Below are 23,464 nucleotides of genomic sequence, written 5' to 3'. Positions count from 1 at the left end.
CGCTCATGAACGAATCGACGACCGCCGAGGCCATCCGCGCCGGCCGCACGTCGCTCGGCATCGAGCTGGGGTCGACCCGCATCAAGGCCTGCCTCGTCGGCGAGAATCCCACCGATGTGCTCGCCGTCGGCAGCCATGAGTGGGAGAACCGCTTCGAGGAGCGCCTGTGGACCTACTCCCTCGAGGACGTCTGGTCGGGGCTGCAGGCGGCCTACGCCGACCTCGTCGCCGACGTGCAGGCCCGTTATGGCGTCGTGCCCGACACGTTCGGCGCGATCGGCGTCTCGGCGATGATGCACGGCTACCTGGCCTTCGACGCCGCCGGTGAGCTGCTGGTGCCGTTCCGCACCTGGCGCAACACGAACACGGGCCCCGCGGTGACCACGCTCACCGAGCTGTTCGAGGTCAACATCCCGCACCGCTGGTCGATCGCCCACCTCTATCAGGCCGTGCTCGATGACGAGCCGCACGTGCCGCAGATCGACTTCTTCACAACGCTCGCCGGCTACGTGCACTGGCGTCTCACCGGCCGCAGGGTGCTCGGCATCGGCGACGCGTCGGGCATGTTCCCCATCGACGCGGCGACGGGCGGATACGCCCCCGAACTGCTGGCGCGCTTCGCCGGCCTCGGCACGGGACTCGACCTCGCCGCCCTGCTCCCCGAGGTGCTCATGGCGGGGACGCCCGCCGGTGACCTCACCGCCGAGGGCGCGGCTCTGCTCGACCCCACCGGGGCCCTGCGCCCCGGCATCCCGCTCTGCCCGCCCGAGGGCGACGCCGGCACCGGCATGGTCGCGACCAACGCCGTCGCACCCCGCACCGGCAACGTCAGCGCCGGCACGAGCATCTTCGCGATGGTCGTGCTCGAGCGGCCGCTGGCCCGCACGCACCACGAGCTCGACCTCGTCACGACCCCCGCCGGCGACCCCGTCGCCATGGTGCACTGCAACAACGGCGCGAGCGAGCTGGCCGCATGGGCGGCGATGTTCGCGCGCTTCGCCGAGGCCGCTGGGCAGCCCCTCGACGCGGATGCCGTATACGAGACGCTGTTCCGCGAGGCCCTCGCCGGCGATGCCGACGCCGGCGGCCTCATCGCCTACAACCACCTCGCGGGCGAGCCGATCGCAGGCCTCGACGAGGGGCGGCCGCTGTTCGTGCGCACGCCCGACAGCTCGTTCACCCTGGCCAACGCCATGCGCGCCCAGCTGTACGGAGTCTTCGGCACCCTCGCCCTCGGCATGCGGGTGCTCGACGCCGAGGGCGTGGCGCTGGATCGCATGTTCGCCCACGGAGGCATGTTCCGCACCGCGGGCGTCGCCCAGCGCTTCCTCGCCGGCGCACTCGGGGCCCCCGTCGCCGTGGGCGACACCGCAGCCGAAGGCGGCGCCTGGGGCATCGCCGTGCTGGCGTCGTACCTCGCCCACGCCGAAGGCACCGACCTCGCGACCTACCTCGACAGCCACGTCTTCGCCGGAGCCGACGTCACCGTCGCCCAGCCCGACCGCGGCGACGTCGCGGGCTTCGCGACCTACCTCGACCGCTACCGCGCCGGCCTGGCCATCGAGGCCGCCGCCGTCGCCGCACTCTGAACCGCAACCGAAGGAACACCATGGCCCTCTCCACCTCCCTCGACGCCTACGAGGTCTGGTTCGTCACCGGCAGTCAGAACCTGTACGGCGAAGAGACCCTGCGCCAGGTCGCCGACCAGTCCCAGGCCGTCGTCGCCGGGCTGTCCGACCTGCCGGTGCGCGTGGTCTGGAAGCCCGTGCTGAAGGACTCCGACAGCATCCGTCGCCTCGCCCTCGAGGTGAACGCCCGCGACGACGTCATCGGCATCATCGCGTGGATGCACACCTTCAGCCCCGCCAAGATGTGGATCGCGGGCCTCGATGCGCTGCAGAAGCCCCTGCTGCACCTGCACACGCAGGCCAACGTCGAGCTGCCGTGGGCCGACATCGACTTCGACTTCATGAACCTCAACCAGGCCGCCCACGGCGACCGCGAGTTCGGGTACATCCAGACGCGGCTGAACGTCGCGCGCAAGACCGTCGTCGGCCACGTGTCGAACCCGGTCGTGCGCGAGCAGATCGAGCAGTGGCAGCGCGCCGCCGCCGGCTGGCAGGCCGCCCGCACCCTCAAGCTCGCCCGCTTCGGCGACAACATGCGCTACGTCGCGGTCACCGAGGGAGACAAGACCGAGGCCGAGCTGCGCTTCGGCGTGCAGGTCAACACGTGGGGTGTCAACGAGCTGGCGGATGCCGTCGCCGCAGCATCCGACGCCCAGATCGACGCCCTCGTGGCCGAGTACCTCGAGCTCTACGACGTCGCCGATGAGCTGCGTCCCGGGGCGGAACGCCACCAGTCGCTGCGCGACGGCGCCGCGATCGAGGTGGGCCTTCGCACCTTCCTCGAAGCCGGTGGCTTCGGCGCCTTCACGACGTCGTTCGAGGACCTGGGCGCACTGAAGCAGCTCCCCGGCCTCGCGGTGCAGCGCCTCATGGCCGAGGGCTACGGCTTCGGCGCCGAGGGCGACTGGAAGACCGCGATCCTGGTGCGGGTCGCGAATGTCATGGGCGCGGGCCTGCCTGGCGGCGCGAGCCTCATGGAGGACTACACCTACGATCTCGTCGAAGGCTCCGAGAAGATCCTCGGGGCGCACATGCTGGAGGTGTCGCCGTCGCTCACGACCGCCAAGCCGCGGCTCGAGGTGCATGCGCTGGGCATCGGAGGCAAGGAGGACCCGGTGCGCCTGGTCTTCACCGCCGACCCCGGCCCGGCCGTGGTCGTCGCGATGTCCGACATGCGCGACCGGTTCCGGCTGGTCGCCAACGTCGTCGAGAACGTCGAGGCGCCCGATCTGCCGAACCTCCCGGTGGGACGCGCGGTGTGGAAGCCCGCCCCCGACTTCGCCACGAGCGCCGGATGCTGGCTGGCCGCCGGTGCCGCCCATCACACCGTGATGACCACCGCGGTGGGCATCGAGGTGTTCCGGGACTTCGCCGAGATCGCGGGGACCGAGCTGCTCGTCATCGACGAGGACACCACCGTGCGCGGCTTCCAGAAAGAGCTGCGCTGGAACGCGGCGTACTACCGTCTGGCACAGGGGATCTGATCATGGCGCACATCCCGGCATCCGGCATCCAGCACACCCTCCGTCACGGCCGCTGCGAGGCGGTCATCGCCAGCGTCGGCGCATCGCTGCGGTCGTTCACGCACACCGGCCGGCACCTCGTGGTGCCCTTCGACGCCGACGAGGTGCGCCCGGCGTACCGCGGCGCGACCCTCGCCCCCTGGCCGAACCGGGTCGTCGACGGGAGGTACGCGTTCGGTGGTGAAGAGCGCCGGCTGCCCCTGACCGAACCCGACCGTGGGCATGCCCTGCACGGGCTGGCGGCCTGGCTCGAGTTCGACGCCGTCGACAAGGGCTCAGACCACGTCACGCTCGCCGCGACCATCGAGCCGCAGACGGGCTACCCCTGGCGGGTGCGGGTGACCACCACGTTCGCCCTCGGTGACGACGGGCTCACCCAGACGGTGCGGGCCCAGAACCTGTCGGCCGATGCCGCGCCGTTCGGCACGGGCCCCCACCCCTACCTCGTGGCGGGGGAGGGCACGGTCGACGACTGGACGCTCGAGCTTCCGGCATCCGAGGTGCTCTCGGTCACGCCCGACCGGTTGATCCCGACGGCGCTCGGACCCGTGGACGAGGCGTTCGACTTCCGCACGCCGCGGCAGATCGGCGCGACCGAGATCGACCACGCGTTCACCGCTCTTGCGGCGGAAGCCGACGGCATCACCGCCGTGCGGGTGACCGATGCGGCCGGGCAGGGTGTCGGCATCGCGTGGGACGCCGCCTGCCCGTGGGTGCAGGTGCACACCGCCGATCTGCCCGGCGGGCCCGCGCAGCCGGGGCACCGCGGCGGCCTCGCGGTCGAGCCCATGACGTGCGCCCCCGACGCCTTCAACGCCCCCCGCTACGACTTCGACACGGGCCTGCTGGTGATCGAGCCGGGGGCCACGGCCGAGGCGAGCTGGCGCATCTTCGCGATCTGAGCCGACGCGGTTCCCAGACATGAGGAAGGGCACCGGGGTCTCCACCGGTGCCCTTCCGCGTGAGGTCAGTCGCCGCGCAGCTGTTCCTTGACTTCGTTGCGCGTCTTGACGGAGTCCCGCTCGGCCTCGGCCTTCTTCACGTCGGACTCGGCCTTGTGCTCGTCGACCCTGTCCTCGACGCGGTCCTTGGTGTCCTCGAACGCGTCCTTGGCCTTGCGGCCGGCCGTCTCAGCGGCGTCCTTCGCGTCGTCCATGAAACCCATGTCTCGCTCCTTTCGTGAAGGTCGGCCGGGGGGGGGGGGCACTCGTCCGACCAGCGTCCTCAGAAGCTATCGGGGCTGGGGGTGGGGATCATCCGGTTGAGAAGGGCGGGGCGTCGATGGTAGGGATGCCGCTCAGCCGAGGGGACCGGCGGTGCGAGTTCGCGCCCATCGCTGTGCGCTTCCTCCTGCGCGAATGGATGCCGTCGCACCCGCCGCCCTAGGATCGATGAAAGGGGGTGCCGTGGCGCTGCGAAAGAAGCCGAAGCAGGACGACATCGTCGCCGAGGGTCTGTACATCGCCTCTGCGGCGACGCGGCTGGCGTTGAAGAACCGCATCCTCGTCGACATCCTCACCGGGGCCGAAGGGTTCGAGGCCTCCCGGTTCATCCCCGATGCCCGTGAGACGCTGCTGAGCCTCGCCGCCGAGGCGGAAGCCGACGCCGATCGCGCGGAGAAGGAGCGCAAAGCGGCCAAGGGGCGCCACACCGACTCGGACGGCACGCACGACTACCGCAGCCGCGACGTGCGCAACCTGCGCAAGCGGCGCAACCAGTCGCTGCACATCGCACAGGCCCTGCGCGAGCGCGCCGAAGACCCCGAAGAGCTGGTCAAGCTCGTCGACGACGCCCGGGATGCCGCCTGGTCGGAAGTGGCCAAGAACATCGACCGGTCGCTGCGGATCGAGGCGGCCAGGCCGGACCTGGAGCCGGACTACGACAAGATGCGCCTCGCGCGTATGCAGGCGCTGCGCATGGTGGATCTCCCCAAGCTCCGCGCGCACCGCCGGGCGGCGAGCCACGCCGCTGCAGAGCGTGCCGGCGCCGAGCCCGACTCCGACCCCGACGGGAGAGCCGCGGCGGGCGGCTGACGCGCCGAAGCGGCCCCGATTCGCGCGACGCCCTCTCGTCGGGTAGGCTTTACGAGGCCCGCGCGACAGTGCAGGCCACGCGCCCGTAGCTCAATGGATAGAGCATCTGACTACGGATCAGAAGGTTGGGAGTTCGAGTCTCTTCGGGCGCACACTGTGTTGAGACAGTAACGAAAGGCCCCGGTTCGCCGGGGCCTTTCGTGTTTCCCGGGACCGGTCCGCCTGCACGCCTTCACGTGACTCCTCTTGCGGCTTCCAGGCCCCCAAAGCGGCATTGCGGGTCAGGTGAGCGCCGCGAGAGCGGCTACGGGCGCCACCCCGCGCGTGCGAGGGCCTGTCGCACCCGCGCGACGGCGGCGTGCGGCCGCGGGTATAGGTCTGCCGACGTGACCCGGACGACGTCCCATCCGAGGTCGCGGCATCGTGCGTGCTTCGCGATGTCGCGATGCCACTGCGCGCGGTCGGTGCGGTGGTGGTCGCCCTCGTACTCGACGAGCACGCGCCATCGCGGGTAGGCGATCTCGGTCCAGCCGAACCGGCGTCCGGCGGCATCCACCAGGTCGAAGTCCAGCGCAGGCTCGGGCAGCCCGCCTGCGGTGAGTGCGAGGCGCAGGTCCGTTTCGCCGGGCGACATGCTCCCCACTCGGATGTGCGGCAACGCCTGTCTCAGTCGGACCACGCCGACGCGACGCCCCGCCGCTGCTGCTGCAGCGAGATCGTCGAGTGTCGCAAGTGCTGCGGTGACGCCGCCGGGGTCACCGTTACGGCGGCGGTGCTGATGCACCATTGCGTCGCCCACCACCACGAGCTGCGAGACGCTGAACACACGGCCGAGCGACGCCCAGGTCGAGGCCGGGCACGCGACCGGCAGTCCGCGGTGCCGCACCACCGCCGTGAGCGACGGTGTGGTCTGGTAGCCGCGCACGCCGGATGTGCGGAGGGGACGGTCCGGGGCGAAGACGGCCACATCGAGTGGTTCGCACCCCGGGTTGCGCGCGGACGACCGTGGCAGGGGTGCGCCCCAGATCGCCGCCGCGGTGATGCCCGTGAAGAATGCGTAGGGCGGCATGACCGTGACGAAGGCTCGCGCCCGTGCGAGCAGAAGTTCTCGTCGCGCCTGTTCCCGCTCCGCGGTGCCGGACGCAGGGTGATCGGCATCGCCGGTGGCATCCGGGGCACGCACGACGCGCGCCCCGCGGAAGGGGGACTCGAGGTCCGCCGCGCGCAATCGACCCGGGCTCGCTCCGAGTGCGCGTGCCTCGGCGGCGCTGAAGAACTGCCCGAGGTCCGGTGGCAGGGGAGCGGGCTGTTGCGGCATCCGCTGACCATGCCACTCTCGGGCCCGGCTCGCGTCGGCCATCCCGCGATTGTGGGATGCTGCCGCGGCAATCGCCGCTGTGCAGGAAGCGTCGTTGCGCTCACCTGACGCGTGATGCGGCCTCGCTGGCACTGAAGCCGCAACAAGCGTCAGGCGAGTCCGCGCGAAGCGCGAGGAGCGCCCGCCGCCCCCCTTGCACTCCCGTCGCCGAGTGCTAATCTGTTGCTACTTGAGTCGAGGCGACTCAAGTTTGCGACCTGATGGGTGCCGGCATCCGGCACAGCTCGATAAGGAGACACGAATGGCGAATTATGACCCGCTCCGTGACCTGGAGCGTTTCGCGAGCAACCTGATGGACCCCGCCCGCCGCGGTCCGCGACAGATGCCGATGGACCTTTACCGCGAGGGTGACCACTACGTGCTCGAGGCCGACCTGCCGGGCATCGACCCGGGCTCGGTCGACATCGACGTCGACGGCCAGCTGCTGACCATCCGTGCCGAGCGCACGATCAACGTCGGCGAGGGCGTCAAGTGGATCACCCGCGAGCGCGAGGCCGGCAGCTTCCTGCGCCAGCTGAGCCTCGGGCAGGGGCTCGACACCGAGCGCATCGCCGCGACCTACCGCAACGGCGTTCTCAGCGTGAAGATCCCCGTCAGCGAGAAGGCAAAGCCCCGCAAGGTCGAGGTGACCACCGAGGACTCCGGTCCCTCGCTCAAGGTGAGCGAGTCCGGCCAGGGTCAGTAGACGCCACAGTCCTGACGCAGTTCTGACAGAAGCCCCGGATGCCCCCGTCCGGGGCTTCTGCGCGTAGGGTCGAAGGGTGAGCGCGTACGTCTCGGCGTTCGAGTTGTTCTCCATCGGTGTAGGACCCTCGAGCTCCCATACAGTCGGTCCCATGCGGGCGGGCCGTGATTTCGCTGCCCGCCTGCGCGAGGCGGGTGCCCTGTCGAGCGTCGCGCGCGTGACCTGCACCCTCTTCGGGTCGCTCGGCGCCACCGGCATCGGCCACGGCACTCCCGACGCGGTCGTCGCGGGGCTGCAGGGCCACACCCCCGAGAGCGTCCACCCCGACACGGTGCGCCGCGCCTGGACCGAGTGGCCCCCGGATGCCGCGCTGCGGCTGGACGGCACGCACCCGGTGCCGTTCGCCAAGGAGCACGTCACGTTCCTCCCGCGCACCCGCCTGCCGGGGCACCCGAACGCCATGACCCTGACGGCGATGGATGCCGCCGGTGCCACGGTGGCGGAGGAGACGTACTACTCCGTCGGCGGCGGCTTCATCCGCCGCGAGGGTGAGCAAGCTCGGGTCGCCACGCGCCCGTTCCCCCTCGACTACTCCAGTGCCGCAGAGCTGCTGGCGCTGTGCGACGAGCGCGGCATCACGATCGCCGAGGCCGCGCGGCTCAACGAGCAGGCGCTGCGCGACGAGGCCGACGTCGCGGCCGGGCTCGACGCGATCTGGGACGCGATGGCGGCGTGCGTCGAGGCGGGGCTGCGGGCCGACGGCGTGCTGCCGGGCATGCTCAAGGTCAAGCGTCGCGCCGGCATGATCCGCGCCCAGCTCGACGACGCCGAAGCCGAGGGTCGCCGCGAGCTCCCGGGGGAGTGGCTGGGGGCGTTCGCGCTCGCCGTCAACGAGGAGAACGCCTCGGGCGGTCGAGTCGTCACCGCCCCGACCAACGGCGCGGCCGGCATCCTCCCCGCCGTCGGCATGTACTGGTGGCGGTTCCTCGCCGACTCGGGCCTGGGCTCGGGTAACGCCGTCACCCCCTACGGCGAACTGGTCGGCAGCGCCCTGCTCGGCTACCACGCGCCGACAGGAGCGATCGCCGCGGCCGCCCCGGCGGACGACGGCCCGGCGATGGCCGACGCGAACCGTCGCCGTGGCATCCGCCGGTTCCTCCTCACCGCCACCGCCCTCGGGTCCCTCTTCAAGGCGAACGCGTCGATCTCGGGCGCCGAAGGCGGATGCCAAGCCGAAGTGGGGTCGGCGTGCGCCATGGCCGCCGCCGGACTCACGGCCGTCATGGGCGGCACCAATCGGCAGATCGAGAACGCCGCCGAGATCGCGATGGAACACCACCTGGGCCTCACCTGCGACCCCGTCGGCGGGCTCGTGCAGATCCCCTGCATCGAGCGCAACGCCATCGCCGCCTCGACCGCCGTCACCGCCTCGCGGCTGGCGCTGCGCGGCGACGGAACGCACTACGTCTCGCTCGACGCGGTGGTTGAGACGATGCGGCAGACCGGCATCGACATGTCGACGAAGTACAAGGAGACCAGCGAAGGCGGGCTCGCCGTCAACGTCATCGAGTGCTGACCTTCGCGCCGCCGCGCTGTGCGTCGCGCGTAGGATCGAGGCACCCGAACCCCGGTCCGTCAGCAAGGATGCCGATGTCCGCCACCCCCACCGCTCCCGCTCCTGCCCGCGCTCGCCTCCCGCGCGTGGCCGGCCGTACCTGGTGGGTCGTCGTGCTCGTCGGGTTCGTCGGCCAGCTCGCCTGGACGGTCGAGAACATGTACCTCAACGTGTTCGTCTACGACACGATCACGACCGACCCCACCGTCATCGCCGTGCTCGTCGCCGCATCGGCGGTGGCTGCGACCCTGTCGACCATGCTCGTCGGCGCCTGGTCCGACCGAGTGCGCCGCCGCCGCCCGTTCATCGCGATCGGCTACATCCTGTGGGGCCTGACGACGGCGACCTTCGGCTTCGTGCAGCCCTCGGCGGGGGCCCAGGCGGCTCTTGTGGTCGGCACCGCCGTGGTCGCGATCATCCTGCTCGACTGCGTGATGTCGGTGTTCGGCTCGGGGGCGAACGACGCGGCGTTCAACGCCTGGGTGACCGATGCCACGACCCCCGCCGACCGGGGCCGTGTCGATGCGGTGTTGTCGGTGCTCCCGCTCATGGCGATGCTGCTGGTGTTCGGGCTGCTCGACCCGCTCACCCAGGCCGGCGAATGGAAGCTGTTCTTCGCGATCATCGGCATCGCCACGGCCGTCGTCGGCGTCGTCGCGTGGTTCCTGGTGCGCGATGCACCCGGCATCCAGTCGTCCTCCGATGGATACCTGCGTGCCCTGGTGCACGGGCTCCGGCCCTCGACCGTGCGGTGTCACCCGCGGCTGTACACGCTGCTGGTGGCGTGGGCGATCATCGGCACCAGCACGCAGGTGTACTTCCCGTACCTGATCATCTACATCCAGCGGTACCTGCGCATCGACGGCTACCCGATCGTGCTCGCGAGCGTGCTGACCCTCGCCGCCGTCATCAGCGTCGTCGGCGGCCGGGTGGTGGACCGGGTCGGCAAGACCCGGGCCATCCTTCCCGCCGTGATCTTCATGGTCGTGGGGCTTGCCGGCATGTTCGTCGTCCGCGACATGCTGAGCGTGATCGTCTTCGGCACGATCATGATGGGCGGGTTCATGCTCTCCACCGCGTCGCTCTCGGCCAGCGTCCGCGATGCGACGCCGGGCGACCGCGTGGGCATGGTGCAGGGGCTGCGCATGATCTTCGTGGTGCTGATCCCGATGGTGATCGGACCCTTCATCGGCTCGGCGGTCATCATCGGCGCGAACGAGACCTACGTCGACCTCGGCGTCGTGAAGCAGGTGCCGACCCCGTGGATCTTCCCGGCGGCGGCGGTCGTCGCCCTGCTCGTCGTCGTGCCGATGCTGGCGCTGCGGCGCCTGCCGGAGAGGGTGGATGCCGCATGAGCGAGCCGATGCTGACCCCGTGGGGCGAACGCCTCGACCGCGATGCTCCCCTGCCGGAGTACCCGCGCCCCCAGCTCGTGCGCGAGGGGTGGACGAACCTCAACGGGATCTGGTCGTACGCGGTGACGCCGTTCGCGGCATCCGACCCCCTCGCCGTCGCCGACCCGACCGTGGCGCCACCGGCTTGGGAGGGCGAGATCGTCGTGCCGTTCTCGCCCGAGACGCCGCTGTCGGGCGTCGGGCGGTCGCTCGGCGCCGACGAGACGCTCTGGTACCGCCGCACGTTCGCCTTGCCGCGGCCCGTCGGCGACGACGAGCGCGTGCTGCTGCACTTCGGCGGGGTGGACCAATCCTGCCGCGTCGCCGTCGACGGGGTCGAGGTCGGCGGTCACACCGGCGGGTATCTGCCGTTCACGCTCGATGCCACGGCGGCTCTCGCCGACGGCGACGCGCACGAGATCACCGTCGCGGTGCGCGACGTGACGGATGCCGCGTGGCTCGCGCGCGGCAAGCAGTCCAGCCGGCGCGGGGGCATCTGGTACACGCCGCAGTCGGGTATCTGGCAGACGGTGTGGCTCGAGATCGTGCCCCGCGTCGCTGTCGACGCGCTGGTGCTCACCCCGGATCTGCCCGGGGCGGCCGTGGAGGTGACGGTCGAGAGTGTGCACGGTGCCGGTGTCGAGGCCGTCGTCTCGGTGTCGGCTGCGGGCGCGGTCGTGGCCACCGCGACCGTGCCGGTGGGCGAGCCGACGCGCATCGCCCTGCCGGCGCCGGTGCGGGCCTGGTCGCCCGACGATCCGTTCCTGTACGACATCGAGGTGACCCTCGGCGAGGACCGGGTGCAGAGCTATGTCGGCATGCGCTCGTTCGGCGTCGGCGTCGACGACCGCGGCCACGCGCGGCTGCTGCTGAACGGGCGTCCGCATCTGCCGGTGGGACTGCTCGACCAGGGTTACTGGCCCGACGGCGGCTACACCGCCCCGAGCGACGCGGCGCTGGAGTACGACATCCGCCTCGCGAAGCGCCTCGGCTACACCATGCTGCGAAAGCACATCAAGGTCGAGCCGCTGCGCTGGTACCACCACTGCGACCGGCTCGGCATGCTGGTGTGGCAGGACGCGGTCAACGGCGGCGGGCGCTATCGGCCGGCCGTCATCACCGCACCGGTGTTCGGCGCCCCCGCGCTCGACGACACCCGCTATGCGCGGTTCGCGCGCGCCGACGCGAGGGGCCGGGAGCGCTTCGAGGCGGAGCTCGTCGAGATGATCGAGCACCTGCGGAGCGTGCCTTCGCTGTCGCTCTGGGTGCCGTTCAACGAGGGGTGGGGCCAGTTCGACGCCGCCCGCATCGCCGCACTGGTGCGCGACCTCGACCCCACCCGTCCGATCGACCATGCGAGCGGCTGGCACGACCAACGCGCGGGCGACCTGCACAGCCGGCACGTGTACTTTCGCCCGGTGCGCATGCCGCGTCGGCGCGACGGGCGGGTCGAGGCCGTCACGGAGTACGGCGGTTACAGCCTCGCGGTGCCCGGCCGCACCTGGACGGACAAGGTGTTCGGCTACCGGCGCTACCGCTCCCGGAAGACGCTGCAGCGGGCGCTCGAGCGCCTGCACGACGCGGAGATCGTCCCCGCGATCGGCCGCGGGCTGGCGGCGACCGTGTACACGCAGCTCTCGGACGTCGAGGACGAGGTCAACGGCATGGTCACCTACGACCGCCGGTATGTGAAGGTCGACGAGGCGGCGCTACGCGCGATGAACGTGCGGCTGCAGGCCGCGGCATCCTCACGCACTGCCGCAGAAGAGGAGCCCGTGTGACGCTGCGCGAACTGACCGAACCCGTCTCGCTCACCGCGGGCGACGGCCGGGTGCTCAACCGCGATGCCGTCGGGTGGGCACGCCAGCCGATCGTCGACGCCTCGCGCGTGCACACCCGCTCGTGGGGGCGCAACAAGCGGTGGGAGTACTGGAACGTCACGACCCCCACGCACATCCTCGCCTTCACCGTGTCGTCGATCGACTACGCCGCAGTTCTCGGCGTCTGGATCTTCGACCGGGCGACCGAGCGCACCTGGCAGGCCGACGCGACCGTGATCCCGCCGCGGGGGGTGACTCTCGCGCCACGGCTCGAGCAGGGATCGTCCCGGGCACGGGCGAAGGGACTCGAGATCGACATCGACGAGGTCCCCGGTGGCGCGCGCCTGCGCGCGCGCATCGAGGATGCCTCGTTCGACGTCGTCGCCCAGCTCCCCGACGGGCACGAGCGCCTCGCGGTGGTGGTGCCCTGGAGCTCTCGTCGGTTCCAGTACACGGTGAAGGACGTCGCGCGGCCCGCCGTGGGCACGGTCGTGGTCGACGGCGTGACCTATGACGTGCCCGAGGGGCAGTCCTGGGCGGTGCTCGACCACGGCCGCGGTCGCTGGCCGTACGACGTGCAGTGGAACTGGGGTGCCGGGTCGGGGCGTGATGCAGCCGGCCGCGTCATCGGCATCCAGGTCGGGGCCAAATGGACCGACGGCACCGGCTCGACCGAGAATGCGATGCTCGTCGACGGCCGCCTGCACAAGATCCACGAAGAGCTCACCTGGGACTACGACATCGCCACCTGGCGGCGCCCGTGGCGCATCACCGGCGGTGGCCTGGATGCCACGTTCACCCCGTTCTACGACAAGGTCAGCAAGACGAACCTGCTCGTGCTGTCGTCGCGCACCGACCAGTGCTTCGGCCACTGGTCGGGCACCTTCACCACCGACGACGGCGACACGATCGCGTTCGACGGGATCCTGGGCTTCGCCGAGGAGGTGCACAACCGCTGGTGACTCGCCCCTCGCACCTCTCGCGCCTGGGCGGGGGCCGGGCCACGATAGGGGTATGGGGACGGACCCGGATGCCGCAGTGCAGGTGCAGGGCCTGGTCGTGAAGCGCGGCCGCACCACGGTGTTCGACGGTCTCGACATGCGCATCCCGCGCGGGCGCATCACGGGCCTTCTCGGGCCGAGCGGTGGCGGCAAGACGACGCTCATGCGGGCGATCGTGGGGGTTCAGATCGTGGCCGCAGGCAGCGTCACCGTTCTGGGCGAGCCGGCAGGCTCCGTCGCCCTGCGGCGCCGGGTGTCGTACGCGACGCAGGGTGCCTCGGTGTACGACGACCTCACCGTGGAGCAGAACCTGCGCTACGCCGCGCGGCTGCTCGGCGCGACGGCATCCGATGTCTCACGCGTGATGGCCGATGTCGACCTCACCGCCCAGCGCACGCAGCCGGCAGGTCGCTTGTCAGGCGGGCAGCGCAGCCGGGTCTCGCTCGCCGTGGCCATGCTCGGCTCGCCCGATGTGCTGGTGCTGGACGAGCCCACCGTGGGACTCGACCCGGTGCTGCGGCAGAGTCTGTGGGCGATCTTCCGGCGCCTGGCCGATGCCGGTGCGACGCTCATCGTGTCGAGTCATGTGATGGACGAGGCGATGCGGTGCGACGACGTCGCGCTGATCCACGACGGAAGCGTGCTGACGCAGACGACGCCGCAGGGGCTCCTCCAGGCCACTGGCGCGACCGACCCCGATGCGGCCTTCTTGACGCTCATCGAGCGCGGCCCGGCACGGGCGGGCGGGCATCTGCGGCGCGAGCATCGCCGTCGCGGCCGCCACGGGGGCGCGGTGTGAACCCGGGGCGCACGCTGGCCACCGCGGCGCGGGTGCTGCGTCAGCTCAGTCACGACCCCCGTTCGATCGCGCTGATGCTGGTGGCGCCGAGTCTGCTGGTCGGGCTGTTCTCCTGGCTCTTCGCCGACAGGGAAGGGGTGTTCGACACCTTCGGCGGCCCGATCCTGGCGCTCTTCCCGTTCGTGGTGATGTTCCTGGTCACCTCGGTGACGACGCTGCGGGAGCGTCGGTCGGGAACGCTGGAGCGGCTCATGGCGACCCCGCTGGGCAAGGGGGATTTCATCCTGGGCTACGCCCTGGCATTCGGCGCGATGGCGGCGCTGCAGGCCGTGGTCACGGTGGGGTTCGCGGTCGGGGTGTGCGGACTGAGCGTGGAAGGTCCGCTCTGGCAGCTGGGCCTTGTCGCCGTGGTCGACGCCGTCCTCGGCACCGCGCTGGGGCTGCTCGCCAGCGCGTTCGCCCGAACCGAGTTCCAAGCCGTGCAGTTCATGCCGCTGCTCGTCTTTCCGCAGATCATCCTGGGTGGGCTGCTGATGCCCCGCGATGAGATGCCCGACGTGCTGTACGCGATCAGCGACTGGCTTCCCCTCAGTTACGCAGTCGATGCGATCAACGCGGTGACCGCAGGCGAGGAGGGCAGCGACCTGTGGGGTCCGCTGCTGGTCGTCGTGGCCTTCGCTGTCGGCTTCCTCGTGCTCGCCCCGCTGACCCTGCGGCGCCGGACGCCCTGAGCGCGGCGTCTGCGTCAGACCCCGCGCAGCTTCGTCGCGAGGTCCCGTAGCTGCCGCAGCTCGTCGTCGTCGAGCACCGACATGCGGGCGGCGATCGACTGTCCGTGGCGGGTGGCCAGACGGCGGAACATCGCGGTGCCCTCTGGTGTCGCCTGGAGCACGGCCCCGCGCCCATCGGTGGGGTCGGCGCATTTGGTCAGGAGTCCCCGTGACACCATGCGGTCGACCAGGCGCGAGACGCTCGGCTGGCTGATGAGCATGTTGGCGGTGACTTCGCGCAGCCGCGCGCCCGATTCGCACCGGGTCACCGTCAGCATCACGTCGTACTCCGCCTGGGTCAGCCCCGATCCGTCGAAGTCGTTGCTGATCTCCTGGAACACCTCGTACTGAGCCCGGAACAGCGCCTCCCAGGCATCCACGGCGAGGCGTCGGTCGGTCATGGGGACCACTGTAGCCCCGACGGTGCGAGCGACCGGGCGCAGCGGCGGACAGGCCCGCAGCGCGCCCATAGGCTGAACGCATGGTGCACGTTTCCAGAAGGATCGCGCTGACGTTCGCCCTGCTCCTGGTCGGGCTCGCAGCGTCCGCCGGAGCGCTCGGCCCGGTGGCGGCTGACGTCGACGACTTCACCTTCGACAGCCTCGACGTCGACTACACCCTCACCCGCGCCGAGGACGGCACGAGCCGGCTGCGCGTGGTGGAGACGTTCGTCGCGGTCTTCCCCGACGCCGACCAGAACCGCGGAGTGCGGCGCGCGATCCCGACGTCGTACAACGGGCAGCCGCTCAACCCGAGGCTCATCTCGATCACCGACGAGGCCGGCGTCGAGCGGCCGGCCGAGAGCGACAGTGACGACGGCGTCTTCGAGATGGTCTCGCGCGCCGACGACTACCTGCGTGGCGAGCAGACCTTCGTTTTCACCTACGACCTCGAAAACGTCACCTGGACCTTCGACGACGGTGGCCAGGAATTCTACTGGGACGTCAACGGCGTCGATTGGCTGCAGCCGTTCGGCGAGGTGACGGCGACCCTCCACATGGATGCCGATCTCGCCGGAGCGCTCACGGGCCGCCAATCCTGCTATGTCGGCGACCAGGGCGTCACGCAACAGTGCGAGATTCAAGCGGTGACTGCTGAGGACGGCTCTGTGACCGTAACGGCGGATGCCGTAGACCTTGCTCCCTACGAGACGATGACCATCGCGGTCGGATTCGACCCCGACACCTTCGTGCTGTTCGACTCGTCGTACTTCGCGTCGGGGTGGGGCTGGGCGCAGGCAGCGTCTGCGCTCGGGATGGCCGGGGCGTTCGGTTTCGCGGTCTGGACGCGGCGGCGCTGGTTGCGCGACGCTCCCGGACGCCCGACGGTCATCGCGGAGTTCACGCCCCCGCCGGGGGTGGATGCCCTGGAGAGCGCCGTCATGCTCGGCAAGACGTCGAAGGCCATTCCGGCGGAGGTGCTCGAGCAGGCCATCGTGGGGTCCCTCCGCATCGTGGAGGGATCGAAACGCGCATTCGGCGGGTCGAAGCTGCAGGTGGAGCTGGTCGATCGCTCTCGGGCGGACCGCGACGGCCGCATGTTGCTCGACGGGCTGTTCGGCAAGGGCGCGCGGCCCGGTGCGACCTTCGAGTTCGGCAAGCAGGACACGCGGCTGTCGGGCGTGGCCTCGAAGATCCTCAAGGCGGCGGGAGTCGAGCTCAAGAAGCGAGGGGTGTATCGGTCGGTTCCCGGGCGCGTGCGCACGTGGCCCGCGGCGGCGCTGTTCGCCGGGACGGTGCTCGTGATCCTCTTCGGGATGCTGGCAATCGCGGCATCCGTCAACGTGTTGGTGCCGCTGGTGCTCATGGTGGTGGCGGGGATCGTGCTGGCCTTCGGAATGGGGTTGGTCTTCCACCGGCCGTTGACGGATGCCGGTGCGGAGCTGCGTGACCACCTGGCGGGCCTGAAGATCTTCATCGACTGGGCGGAGGCGGACCGCATCCGCATGCTGCAATCGCCGATGGGTGCCGAGCGGCGCCCCGTCGACGTCGGCGACCCACGGCAGATGATCCACCTGTACGAGACGCTGCTGCCCTATGCCGTCGTCTTCGGGCAGGAGAAGAAGTGGGCTGATGAGCTGATGGTCTACTACGGAGACGCCGGGGTGACCCCATCGTGGTACTACGGCTCCGCGGCGTTCAACGCCGCCGCGTTCTCGTCGAGCATCGCCTCGCTGTCGAGCGCCGCGATGTCGTCGTCGTCGACGTCGGGCGGCTCGTCCGGCGGTGGCTCCGCAGGCGGGGGCGGCGGAGGCGGCGGAGGCGGCGGCGTCTGACGCACCCTGCCCCCGGCGGTCAGCTGCTGCGGCGCATCGCGCGGATGCCGACGGCGAGCCCGACCGCCGCAAGTGCCAAGGCGGCGACCCAACCCCAGAGAACCGGGCCGCTGCCGACATCCCCGGCGAACAGTGCGCGCTCGGCCTGCACGACCCAGTTGATCGGATTCACGGTGGCGACCGCCCGCATCCATCCCGGCGCGGCGTCGAGGGGCAGCAGCATGCCCGACAGGATCAGCAACGGGAAGATCAGCGTCTGCTGCACGCCCCAGAAGAGCCACTCCCTGTCGCGGGTCGCGAGGGCCAGCGCATACGACAGCGACCCCAGCCCGACGCCGAACACCGCGAGCAGAGCAAGGCCGACCACGACGCCGATCGGGTGGATCGAGAAGCCGAACGGCCACGCGATCAGCACGATGAGCAGGGCCTGCACGAGGATCGGCACGATCTCCTTGAGAGCGCGGCCGACAAGCAGCGACGAGCGCACCAGCGGCGCCACCAGCGTGCGTTCGTGCGAGCCGGTCATCATCTCGTACTGCAGGTTCGAGCCCGTCGCGCCGGTGCCGAAGAGGACGATCATCACCAGCACCCCAGGCACGAACCACTGCAGGGTCTCGGATGCCGGCGCGCCGGAGGTGCCGATCAGCAGCGGCGCGAACAGCCCGAGGAAGACCAGTGGCTGCACGAGGCTGAAGATGAGCGTGAACGGGTCGCGCACCACCGGGCGGAGCTCCCGGGTGAGCACGTGCCACGTGTCGCGCGCGGCGTGGGGGCGCACGGCGGTGTCAGGTCGGGCGGTGGTGGCGGTCATCGTGCGGCTCCTGTCGGCTGGGCGGCGGTGGCCGCCTGCGGTGTCTCGGTCTCGCCGGTTGCCGCGCCCTCTCCCGCGTCGCGCAGGGTGCGTCCGGTCAGCGCGAGGAAGACGTCGTCGAGGGTGGGCGGCACGCCCGTGGCGCGGGTGACGGCGATGCCCGCTTCGTCCAGCGCGCGGATCGCCGCCGGCAGCAGCCGGTCGCCGTCGGGCACGGTGAGGGTGAGGGATGCCGCGTCCTGACGCTGCACGTCGCGGTCAGTGAGGCGTCCGACCACGGGCAGCGCGGCATCCGCGTCTGCACGCCCCTCGAAGCCGAGGGTGAGCAGGTCACCGGCCAGTTCCGCCTTCATGCGGGCGGCGGTGTCGTCGGCGATCACGCGCCCGCTGTCCATGACCATGACCCGCTCGGCGTACCGGTCGGCCTCCTCCAGATAGTGCGTCGTGAGGAACACCGTCGTGCCGTGCGTGGTGCGCAGGTCGAGGATGTGCTGCCAGAGGTTCGCCCGGCTCTGCGGGTCGAGCCCTGTGGAGGGTTCGTCGAGGAACAGCAGGGGCGGCGCGTGCATGAGCCCGAGCGCGATGTCGAGGCGCCGCTTCTGGCCGCCCGAGAGCTGCTGGACAGACTGCGACGCGAAGGGTGCGAGGTCGAGCGACTCGATGAGCTCGTCGGCGCGCGTGACCGAGGCGGTGCGCGAGAGCCCGTAGAACGCGCCCTGGCTGAGCAGCTCGTCGCGCACCCGCTGTGCGAAGCTGCCGCTGGTGAGCTGTCCGACGTAGCCGATGCGGGCGCGCACACCGGCGGGGTCTCGCAGGATGTCGCGCCCGACGACGCGCGCGGTGCCTTCGGTCGGGGCGAGCAGCGTCGTCAGCATGCGCAGGCTCGTGGACTTTCCGGCACCGTTGGGGCCGAGAAAGGCGACCAGTTCGCCGGCGGCGACCTGGAACGTGAGGTCGGTGACCGCCGCGACGGTCTTCTTCTTGACTGTGAAGCGCTTGGTGAGTCCCCGCGCTTCGAGGATGGGTTCGTTCGACATGCGCCGACCGTACGCGCCGTTGCGGACACATCCGGTCCGCATTGTCGGGCAGACTTCGGGACATGTCCGACACCACCTCTCGTGCGCTGGAGCTGCTGAACCTGCTGCAGACGCACCGGCACTGGCCGGGGTCCGAGCTCGCCCAGCGCCTCGGCGTGACCGAGCGGACAGTGCGCCGCGATGTCGAGCGGCTGCGGGAGCTCGGCTACCGCATCGAGTCCTCGCCGGGCGCGGCCGGCGGCTATCGGCTCGAGGCGGGGAGTGCGGTGCCGCCGCTGCTGCTCAACGACGATGAGGCCGTCGCGATGGCGATCGGCCTGCGCATCGCGGCGACGCAGCGCCTGATCGGTGGCGCCGACACGGCGCTGACGGCGCTGGCCAAGCTCGAGCAGGTGCTCCCTGCGGCGTTGCGCCGACGGGTCATGGCGCTCGCCGACACCGTGCATCCCGTCCGCATCGGCGGGGGAGAGGCGGCTTCGACGGCGGTGCTCGGCGAGCTGGCGCTCGCGTGCCGGGATTGCGAACGGGTGCGCTTCACCTACACATCGGCGGCGGGCGAGACGACGCACCGCCGGGTCGAGCCGCACTACCTGGCTCCCGCCGACCGGCACTGGTACCTGCTGTGCTGGGATATCGAGCGCGACGACTGGCGGACATTCCGTGTGGACCGGCTCTCGGACGTCGAGCACACGCGCGTGCTCTTCGAGCCGCGCCCGCTCACCCCGGAGGAGGTCGACGAGTTCATCACGGTCGCCCGGTCGTGGGTGCGTCAGCCGGTGGAGACGGACGTGGTGATGGAGCTGCCGATCGACACCATGCGCGCGTCGTTCGGACAGTGGGGTCAGGGGGCGACGGCGGAGGATGTCGACCGCACGCGGTGGCCCGTCGGCGGCGCGGACTGGCGCGAGACGATGTACGGGATGTCGTGGATACCCGCCGGCGTGCCGTTCACGACGGATCTCGCCGAGCCCCACCGTGCCGAGATGCGTGAGGCGCTGGTGCGGATTCTGGGCGCCCTCGATGCGCCGCCTCCACCGCCGCGCGTCTGACTGGTCTCGCCGGAGTCGGGCGGCGCGGCGATCGCCACGCGACTGCGCGCCGGGTCGAGCGGTCCGCGTCGTGACGCGGGCAAGGGAAAGGCCACGGTCTAGAACGGTGGCGGTGCGCCGCTGCGGGTCGCGGCGCTGAACTCGAGAACGCGCTGCGGGATGTCGGAATACACGCGGCCGCCCGGGCTGGTCCACACCAACACCCCGTCCGGCCGCTGTTCGACTGACCACGCGGTGTGGTGTTTGAGCGTGTGGTGTCGTTTGCACAGGTGCGCGAGGTTGCACGGCCGGGTGGGTCCGCCGCGGGCGAAGTCGATCGTGTGGTCGATGTCGCACGCCCACACCGCCGCCCGGCAGCCGGGGAATCGGCAGTGCTCATCGCGTCCGCGCAGCAATCGGCGCTGGGCGCGGGATGGCCGGTAGCGGTCGGCATCCTCCACGTTCCCGGTCGCGGCGTCGACGAACAGGCGATCCCACGACGTGGCGGTGGACGCGTAATGGCGGGCGGAGGCTGCATCGATGGGGCCGTGCCCCTGGAGGCTGGCCGGCACCTCGCGCCCCGCAAGGGTCGCGGACGGCACGGTCAGCTGGATGCGCGCCACAATCGCGTCGGTTTCACAGATCGTGTCGTCGGATGCCGCCGCGCTGGCGTGGCCAGTGAGAAGCAGGTCGGTGAAGACGTCGGCGCGGAGTTGGTCCATCGTGCGGGTGTCTGCCGGAGCGGAGTCGTGGCCGCCGGCCGGGTCGCCGCTGTTCGCCTGCTCGAGGAGCGTGCGCGCGTACTGGGTGACGCGGTCCCGGATGCCGTGCGCGAGGGGCGCCGGCAGCAGCGCGACCACTTCTGCCATGCCGTCATCGAGGTCCCGTACCCAGACGCGGCGGCCGGCCGCCGCGGTCGCGTGCCGGCCTGCCGACGGTACGGGGTCGATTCGATGGGCGAGCATCGTGATGATCGGCTTCGCGCGCGCCGCGGTCTCTCGCTCCGCGACGGCCAGCGCCGCCTGCTCGAAGACCGCCCGTGCCTCCGGATCGGTGAGCCGCGATCCCGCCTCGCCGATCACCCGCAGGTGGGCGATGTCGATCCGGCCCTCCCGCAACGATTGCACGGTGCTCGGGAACTGCGCGAGCATGGTGGTCGCCTCGTGGATGCGGTTCTGCATTCCACGGTCGGACCGCCGCAGCGCGGCACCGATCTCGGCCGCGATGGATCGCAACGGCATCTCCCGCTCGCGCTGCGCGCCGATCGGGATGCGTGCGGTTTGTTCTGCCGCGATCGCGCCGGCTCGACCGAGCAGCGCCAGCTGCCGGGCCTGCAGCGCGGCGATCTGCCGGTCGGTGTCGAGCATCTCCACCACGACGTCGGATGTCGCGAGCGCGGCATCCGAGAAGGTGGCGGGGGAGCTGTTCATGCGCCTATTCTCGCGCCACCCTCCGACATTGCGGGCGGTTAAACCCCAGGTCTCATCGACATTGTGGACAAGTTCCGACGGGAGCGGCCTGTGGAGGAATAGGCGTCCGCTCATGGGGTGCGAGGCAGCCTCAGGCGGGCAAGAGTAAGGGCCGGTCGGAGAGGCTTCCGACCGGCCCTTGTCCCTGCACCAAGAGTGTCCTGCAATCACATGCCGGTAGCTGCCACAGCAAAACAACTACCGTGCGAGCACTCTATAACGGAAAGATAACGGCACACAAGAGTTCGTCGTTACCTTTTTGTGATCACTTCCGCAGCCCCGGGTAGCTGTCCGATGACAAGCCATCTGTAGTTCCTGCCCCTGATTCTGTGGTCGTGACAACCGACCTGTGGTTTTCGCCAGCCGATCTGCAGCACATGAGTGCGGAAGGGGTTAGCGTGAGCGGGTGACGAGCCCGGACGAGGGCGCAGCCGACATCGGAGTGATCGCCGCGCGGTTTGCCGAGGCGATCGTGTCGAACGACGCCGACCGCATCGCCTCCTGCCTGCACCCCGAATGGAGGCTGATCGACGGTGACGGTGTCACCACGAGGCAGGTGTTCCTCGACCTGGTGCGCTCGGGTGCGCTCACCCATTCCGTCATGCGCGCGACAGGTCCCGTGGACGTCCGGTTGCACGACGACGTCGCGATCGTCGTTGCTCGGGTAGTCAACACCGCGCACTTCGGCGGGGCTACCTTCCACGCGGACGAATGGACTACGGACGTATTCGTCCGCGACGACACTCGCTGGCTGTGCGCGCACAGTCACGTCACGCCCGCCGCCGGGACCGGGTAGGCCGCGACGCCGGCGAGACACTTTTTATCGTGCCGCATTTCCGGGAGGGGACCGCCCCTGCAACAGGCGCCGGACTGGCGACTGGCCCGTGACACCCGACAGCAGCGGATCACGCGCGAGCGGAGCGCAGCGGTGAGAGGACTGCGATGAGGGCGGCGAAGGCGAATACACCGGCGACAACCCAGATCGACTGGGTCACCCCGATGGCTGAGGCGAGCACCCCGCCCAGCACCGCTCCGACCGCTCCTGCGGTGCGGTTGACCGATCGCCCGGTGGCGTTGATGCGGCCAAGCAGCCCGTCAGGCACGGCTCGCTGGCGATAGCTCATCTCGTTCGCGTTCTCGACGCCGCCCGCAAGACCTCCGGCTGCCAGAGCGGCGAACAGCAGAACGATTTCGCCCGGCCCGCCAACCAGAGGGACGAGGCCGACAGCGATCCACGCCAGGGGATAGATCAGTCGGGCGCCCGTGATCGTCGCGCCCTCTCCGAAGCGGATGCCGAGCCGTTCGGCGAATGACGCCCCGATGAGCGTCGCGGCGCCGACGGTCGAGAGGAGGAGACCGAAGAGCGCTGCGTCGAGCTCGAGGGTGCGCAGGGCGAACAACGACAGAACCGTCAGTGAGGCTGCGTTCGCGACGAACCACACGTGGGTGGAAATCGAGAGCGGCAGCAAGACAGGATGCCGATAGGTTGCAGACAGGCCCTCGCGCATGTCTCGGAACACGCGCCCCCGTATGCGAGAGGGCTTCTCCTCGATCCGGATGCTTGCGACGAGAATGGCGTCAACGACGTAGGTCACCGCGTCGATCAGCAAAGCCATCGGCGCTCCGAGCCACCGCACGAGCAGGCCGGCGAGCGTCGGACCGAGCGTCTGCGCGGCAGCCTCGCCCTGATCGAGTTGCGCGTTGGCGCGCAGCAGACGGTCTCGGGCGACCAGGCGAGGCGGCAGCGATTGCGACGCCGCGAAGCCGAACACGGAGAAGGTGCCGAAGAGCAGCAGCAGCGCCACGAGGGTCGAGATCGAAAGCCACCCGAGCGCCCACAAGAGGGGGATCATGGCCAAGGCGAGTGCGCGTCCAAGGCTGGCCACCACCAAGGTGCGACGTCGACGCCACCTGTCGACGTAGACGCCCGCGATCAGTCCGAAGAGCGCATAGGGAACGAACTGCGCCGCATTGACGATGCCGACCTCGATGGGGTCGGCGTGGAGCCCTTGGACGACGAGCACAGGCAAGGCCACGGCGGTGGCGGTGGACCCGAACGCGCTGAGGGTGTTGGCGGCCCAGAATCGCCGGAACCCCCCGCTTCGTCGCCCTCGCTCGTCTGACATCGCCCCCAGTATCGCGCCTGTCGCGCCATGCAACGGGACGCCATGAGTTCGCACGACAGCTCGCTGGCCCGG

At 70.5% G+C, this 23,464-nt stretch carries 21 protein-coding genes and 1 tRNA gene; 15 read left to right on the top strand and 7 right to left on the bottom strand.

Annotated elements, in window-relative coordinates; translation table 11 throughout:
- Nucleotides 1–5 precede the first annotated feature (5 nt).
- The 3 genes from QNO21_RS12805 to QNO21_RS12795 are packed head-to-tail and all read left to right on the top strand — an operon-like array spanning nt 6 to nt 4,053.
- Complete coding sequence (locus tag QNO21_RS12805; RefSeq protein WP_257518395.1) at nt 6–1,589, top strand: xylulokinase; 1,584 nt, start codon at nt 6–8, stop codon at nt 1,587–1,589.
- A gap of 20 nt (nt 1,590–1,609) precedes the next feature.
- Complete coding sequence (araA, locus tag QNO21_RS12800) at nt 1,610–3,112, top strand: L-arabinose isomerase (protein WP_257518219.1); 1,503 nt, start codon at nt 1,610–1,612, stop codon at nt 3,110–3,112.
- Between the two features lie 2 nt (nt 3,113–3,114).
- Nucleotides 3,115–4,053 carry an aldose 1-epimerase family protein gene (locus tag QNO21_RS12795; protein ID WP_257518218.1) on the top strand — a complete coding sequence of 313 codons (939 nt, stop codon included), beginning with the start codon at nt 3,115–3,117 and terminating at the stop codon, nt 4,051–4,053.
- A 65-nt stretch (nt 4,054–4,118) separates the two neighbouring features.
- Here QNO21_RS12795 and QNO21_RS12790 read toward each other — a convergent pair whose 3' ends face one another.
- Nucleotides 4,119–4,316 (bottom strand): hypothetical protein, encoded by a 198-nt coding sequence (locus QNO21_RS12790; RefSeq protein WP_257518217.1) that lies wholly within the window; start codon nt 4,314–4,316, stop codon nt 4,119–4,121.
- Between the two features lie 241 nt (nt 4,317–4,557).
- Here QNO21_RS12790 and QNO21_RS12785 point away from each other — a divergent pair, with 241 nt between their 5' ends.
- A complete protein-coding gene (locus tag QNO21_RS12785) occupies nt 4,558–5,184 on the top strand; it encodes an asparagine synthase (RefSeq protein WP_257518216.1) in 627 nt (208 codons plus the stop codon).
- 79 nt (nt 5,185–5,263) lie between these two features.
- A tRNA-Arg gene (locus QNO21_RS12780) sits at nt 5,264–5,336 on the top strand.
- A gap of 152 nt (nt 5,337–5,488) precedes the next feature.
- On the opposite strand, the gene QNO21_RS12775 is transcribed toward QNO21_RS12780, so the two are convergent.
- Nucleotides 5,489–6,544, bottom strand: a complete 1,056-nt coding sequence (locus QNO21_RS12775; RefSeq protein WP_257518215.1) for a putative endonuclease domain-containing protein — start codon at nt 6,542–6,544, stop codon at nt 5,489–5,491.
- A 259-nt stretch (nt 6,545–6,803) separates the two neighbouring features.
- Here QNO21_RS12775 and QNO21_RS12770 point away from each other — a divergent pair, with 259 nt between their 5' ends.
- The 7 genes from QNO21_RS12770 (at nt 6,804) to QNO21_RS12740 (ending at nt 14,607) form a co-directional block, all read left to right on the top strand.
- Nucleotides 6,804–7,247, top strand: a complete 444-nt coding sequence (locus tag QNO21_RS12770; RefSeq protein ID WP_257514112.1) for an Hsp20/alpha crystallin family protein — start codon at nt 6,804–6,806, stop codon at nt 7,245–7,247.
- A 76-nt stretch (nt 7,248–7,323) separates the two neighbouring features.
- Complete coding sequence (locus QNO21_RS12765; RefSeq protein WP_257518214.1) at nt 7,324–8,823, top strand: L-serine ammonia-lyase, iron-sulfur-dependent, subunit alpha; 1,500 nt, start codon at nt 7,324–7,326, stop codon at nt 8,821–8,823.
- A gap of 74 nt (nt 8,824–8,897) precedes the next feature.
- Complete coding sequence (locus QNO21_RS12760; RefSeq protein ID WP_257518213.1) at nt 8,898–10,217, top strand: MFS transporter; 1,320 nt, start codon at nt 8,898–8,900, stop codon at nt 10,215–10,217.
- On the top strand, nt 10,214–12,037 hold the full coding sequence (locus QNO21_RS12755) for a glycoside hydrolase family 2 protein (RefSeq protein WP_257518212.1): 1,824 nt from the start codon (nt 10,214–10,216) through the stop codon (nt 12,035–12,037). Before QNO21_RS12760 ends, QNO21_RS12755 begins: the two co-directional genes overlap by 4 nt.
- Complete coding sequence (locus QNO21_RS12750) at nt 12,034–13,038, top strand: DUF2804 domain-containing protein (RefSeq protein ID WP_257518211.1); 1,005 nt, start codon at nt 12,034–12,036, stop codon at nt 13,036–13,038. Before QNO21_RS12755 ends, QNO21_RS12750 begins: the two co-directional genes overlap by 4 nt.
- Nucleotides 13,039–13,090: 52 nt before the next feature.
- Nucleotides 13,091–13,876 (top strand): ABC transporter ATP-binding protein, encoded by a 786-nt coding sequence (locus QNO21_RS12745; RefSeq protein ID WP_257518210.1) that lies wholly within the window; start codon nt 13,091–13,093, stop codon nt 13,874–13,876.
- Entirely contained in the window at nt 13,873–14,607 is a 735-nt protein-coding gene (locus tag QNO21_RS12740; protein WP_257518209.1) for an ABC transporter permease, read from the top strand. Before QNO21_RS12745 ends, QNO21_RS12740 begins: the two co-directional genes overlap by 4 nt.
- Nucleotides 14,608–14,621: 14 nt before the next feature.
- Here QNO21_RS12740 and QNO21_RS12735 read toward each other — a convergent pair whose 3' ends face one another.
- Nucleotides 14,622–15,047: a MarR family winged helix-turn-helix transcriptional regulator gene (locus tag QNO21_RS12735; RefSeq protein ID WP_257518208.1), complete on the bottom strand. Its 426-nt coding sequence runs from the start codon at nt 15,045–15,047 to the stop codon at nt 14,622–14,624.
- Nucleotides 15,048–15,127: 80 nt separating this feature from the next.
- Between QNO21_RS12735 and QNO21_RS12730 the strand changes: the two genes are divergently transcribed.
- The gene (locus QNO21_RS12730; protein WP_257518207.1) at nt 15,128–16,921 is read left to right on the top strand and encodes a DUF2207 domain-containing protein; all 1,794 of its coding nucleotides are present in this window, start codon (nt 15,128–15,130) and stop codon (nt 16,919–16,921) included.
- Nucleotides 16,922–16,940: 19 nt separating this feature from the next.
- Here the strand turns inward: QNO21_RS12730 and QNO21_RS12725 are convergent, their stop codons facing one another.
- On the bottom strand, nt 16,941–17,732 hold the full coding sequence (locus QNO21_RS12725; protein ID WP_257518206.1) for an ABC transporter permease: 792 nt from the start codon (nt 17,730–17,732) through the stop codon (nt 16,941–16,943).
- A complete protein-coding gene (locus QNO21_RS12720) occupies nt 17,729–18,769 on the bottom strand; it encodes an ATP-binding cassette domain-containing protein (protein ID WP_257518205.1) in 1,041 nt (346 codons plus the stop codon). Before QNO21_RS12720 ends, QNO21_RS12725 begins: the two co-directional genes overlap by 4 nt.
- A gap of 62 nt (nt 18,770–18,831) precedes the next feature.
- Here QNO21_RS12720 and QNO21_RS12715 point away from each other — a divergent pair, with 62 nt between their 5' ends.
- Nucleotides 18,832–19,818 carry a helix-turn-helix transcriptional regulator gene (locus QNO21_RS12715; protein ID WP_257514325.1) on the top strand — a complete coding sequence of 329 codons (987 nt, stop codon included), beginning with the start codon at nt 18,832–18,834 and terminating at the stop codon, nt 19,816–19,818.
- 98 nt (nt 19,819–19,916) lie between these two features.
- Here the strand turns inward: QNO21_RS12715 and QNO21_RS12710 are convergent, their stop codons facing one another.
- On the bottom strand, nt 19,917–21,227 hold the full coding sequence (locus QNO21_RS12710; RefSeq protein WP_257518204.1) for an HNH endonuclease signature motif containing protein: 1,311 nt from the start codon (nt 21,225–21,227) through the stop codon (nt 19,917–19,919).
- A 445-nt stretch (nt 21,228–21,672) separates the two neighbouring features.
- Between QNO21_RS12710 and QNO21_RS12705 the strand changes: the two genes are divergently transcribed.
- Nucleotides 21,673–22,062: a nuclear transport factor 2 family protein gene (locus QNO21_RS12705; protein ID WP_257518203.1), complete on the top strand. Its 390-nt coding sequence runs from the start codon at nt 21,673–21,675 to the stop codon at nt 22,060–22,062.
- Between the two features lie 109 nt (nt 22,063–22,171).
- Here the strand turns inward: QNO21_RS12705 and QNO21_RS12700 are convergent, their stop codons facing one another.
- Entirely contained in the window at nt 22,172–23,392 is a 1,221-nt protein-coding gene (locus tag QNO21_RS12700) for an MFS transporter (protein ID WP_257518202.1), read from the bottom strand.
- Nucleotides 23,393–23,464 lie beyond the last annotated feature (72 nt).

This window comes from Microbacterium sp. zg-Y818 (assembly GCF_030246905.1).
Lineage (GTDB): Bacteria > Actinomycetota > Actinomycetes > Actinomycetales > Microbacteriaceae > Microbacterium.
Note: the sequence above shows the minus strand (reverse complement) of the source record. Positions and strands in the feature narration are given on the sequence as shown.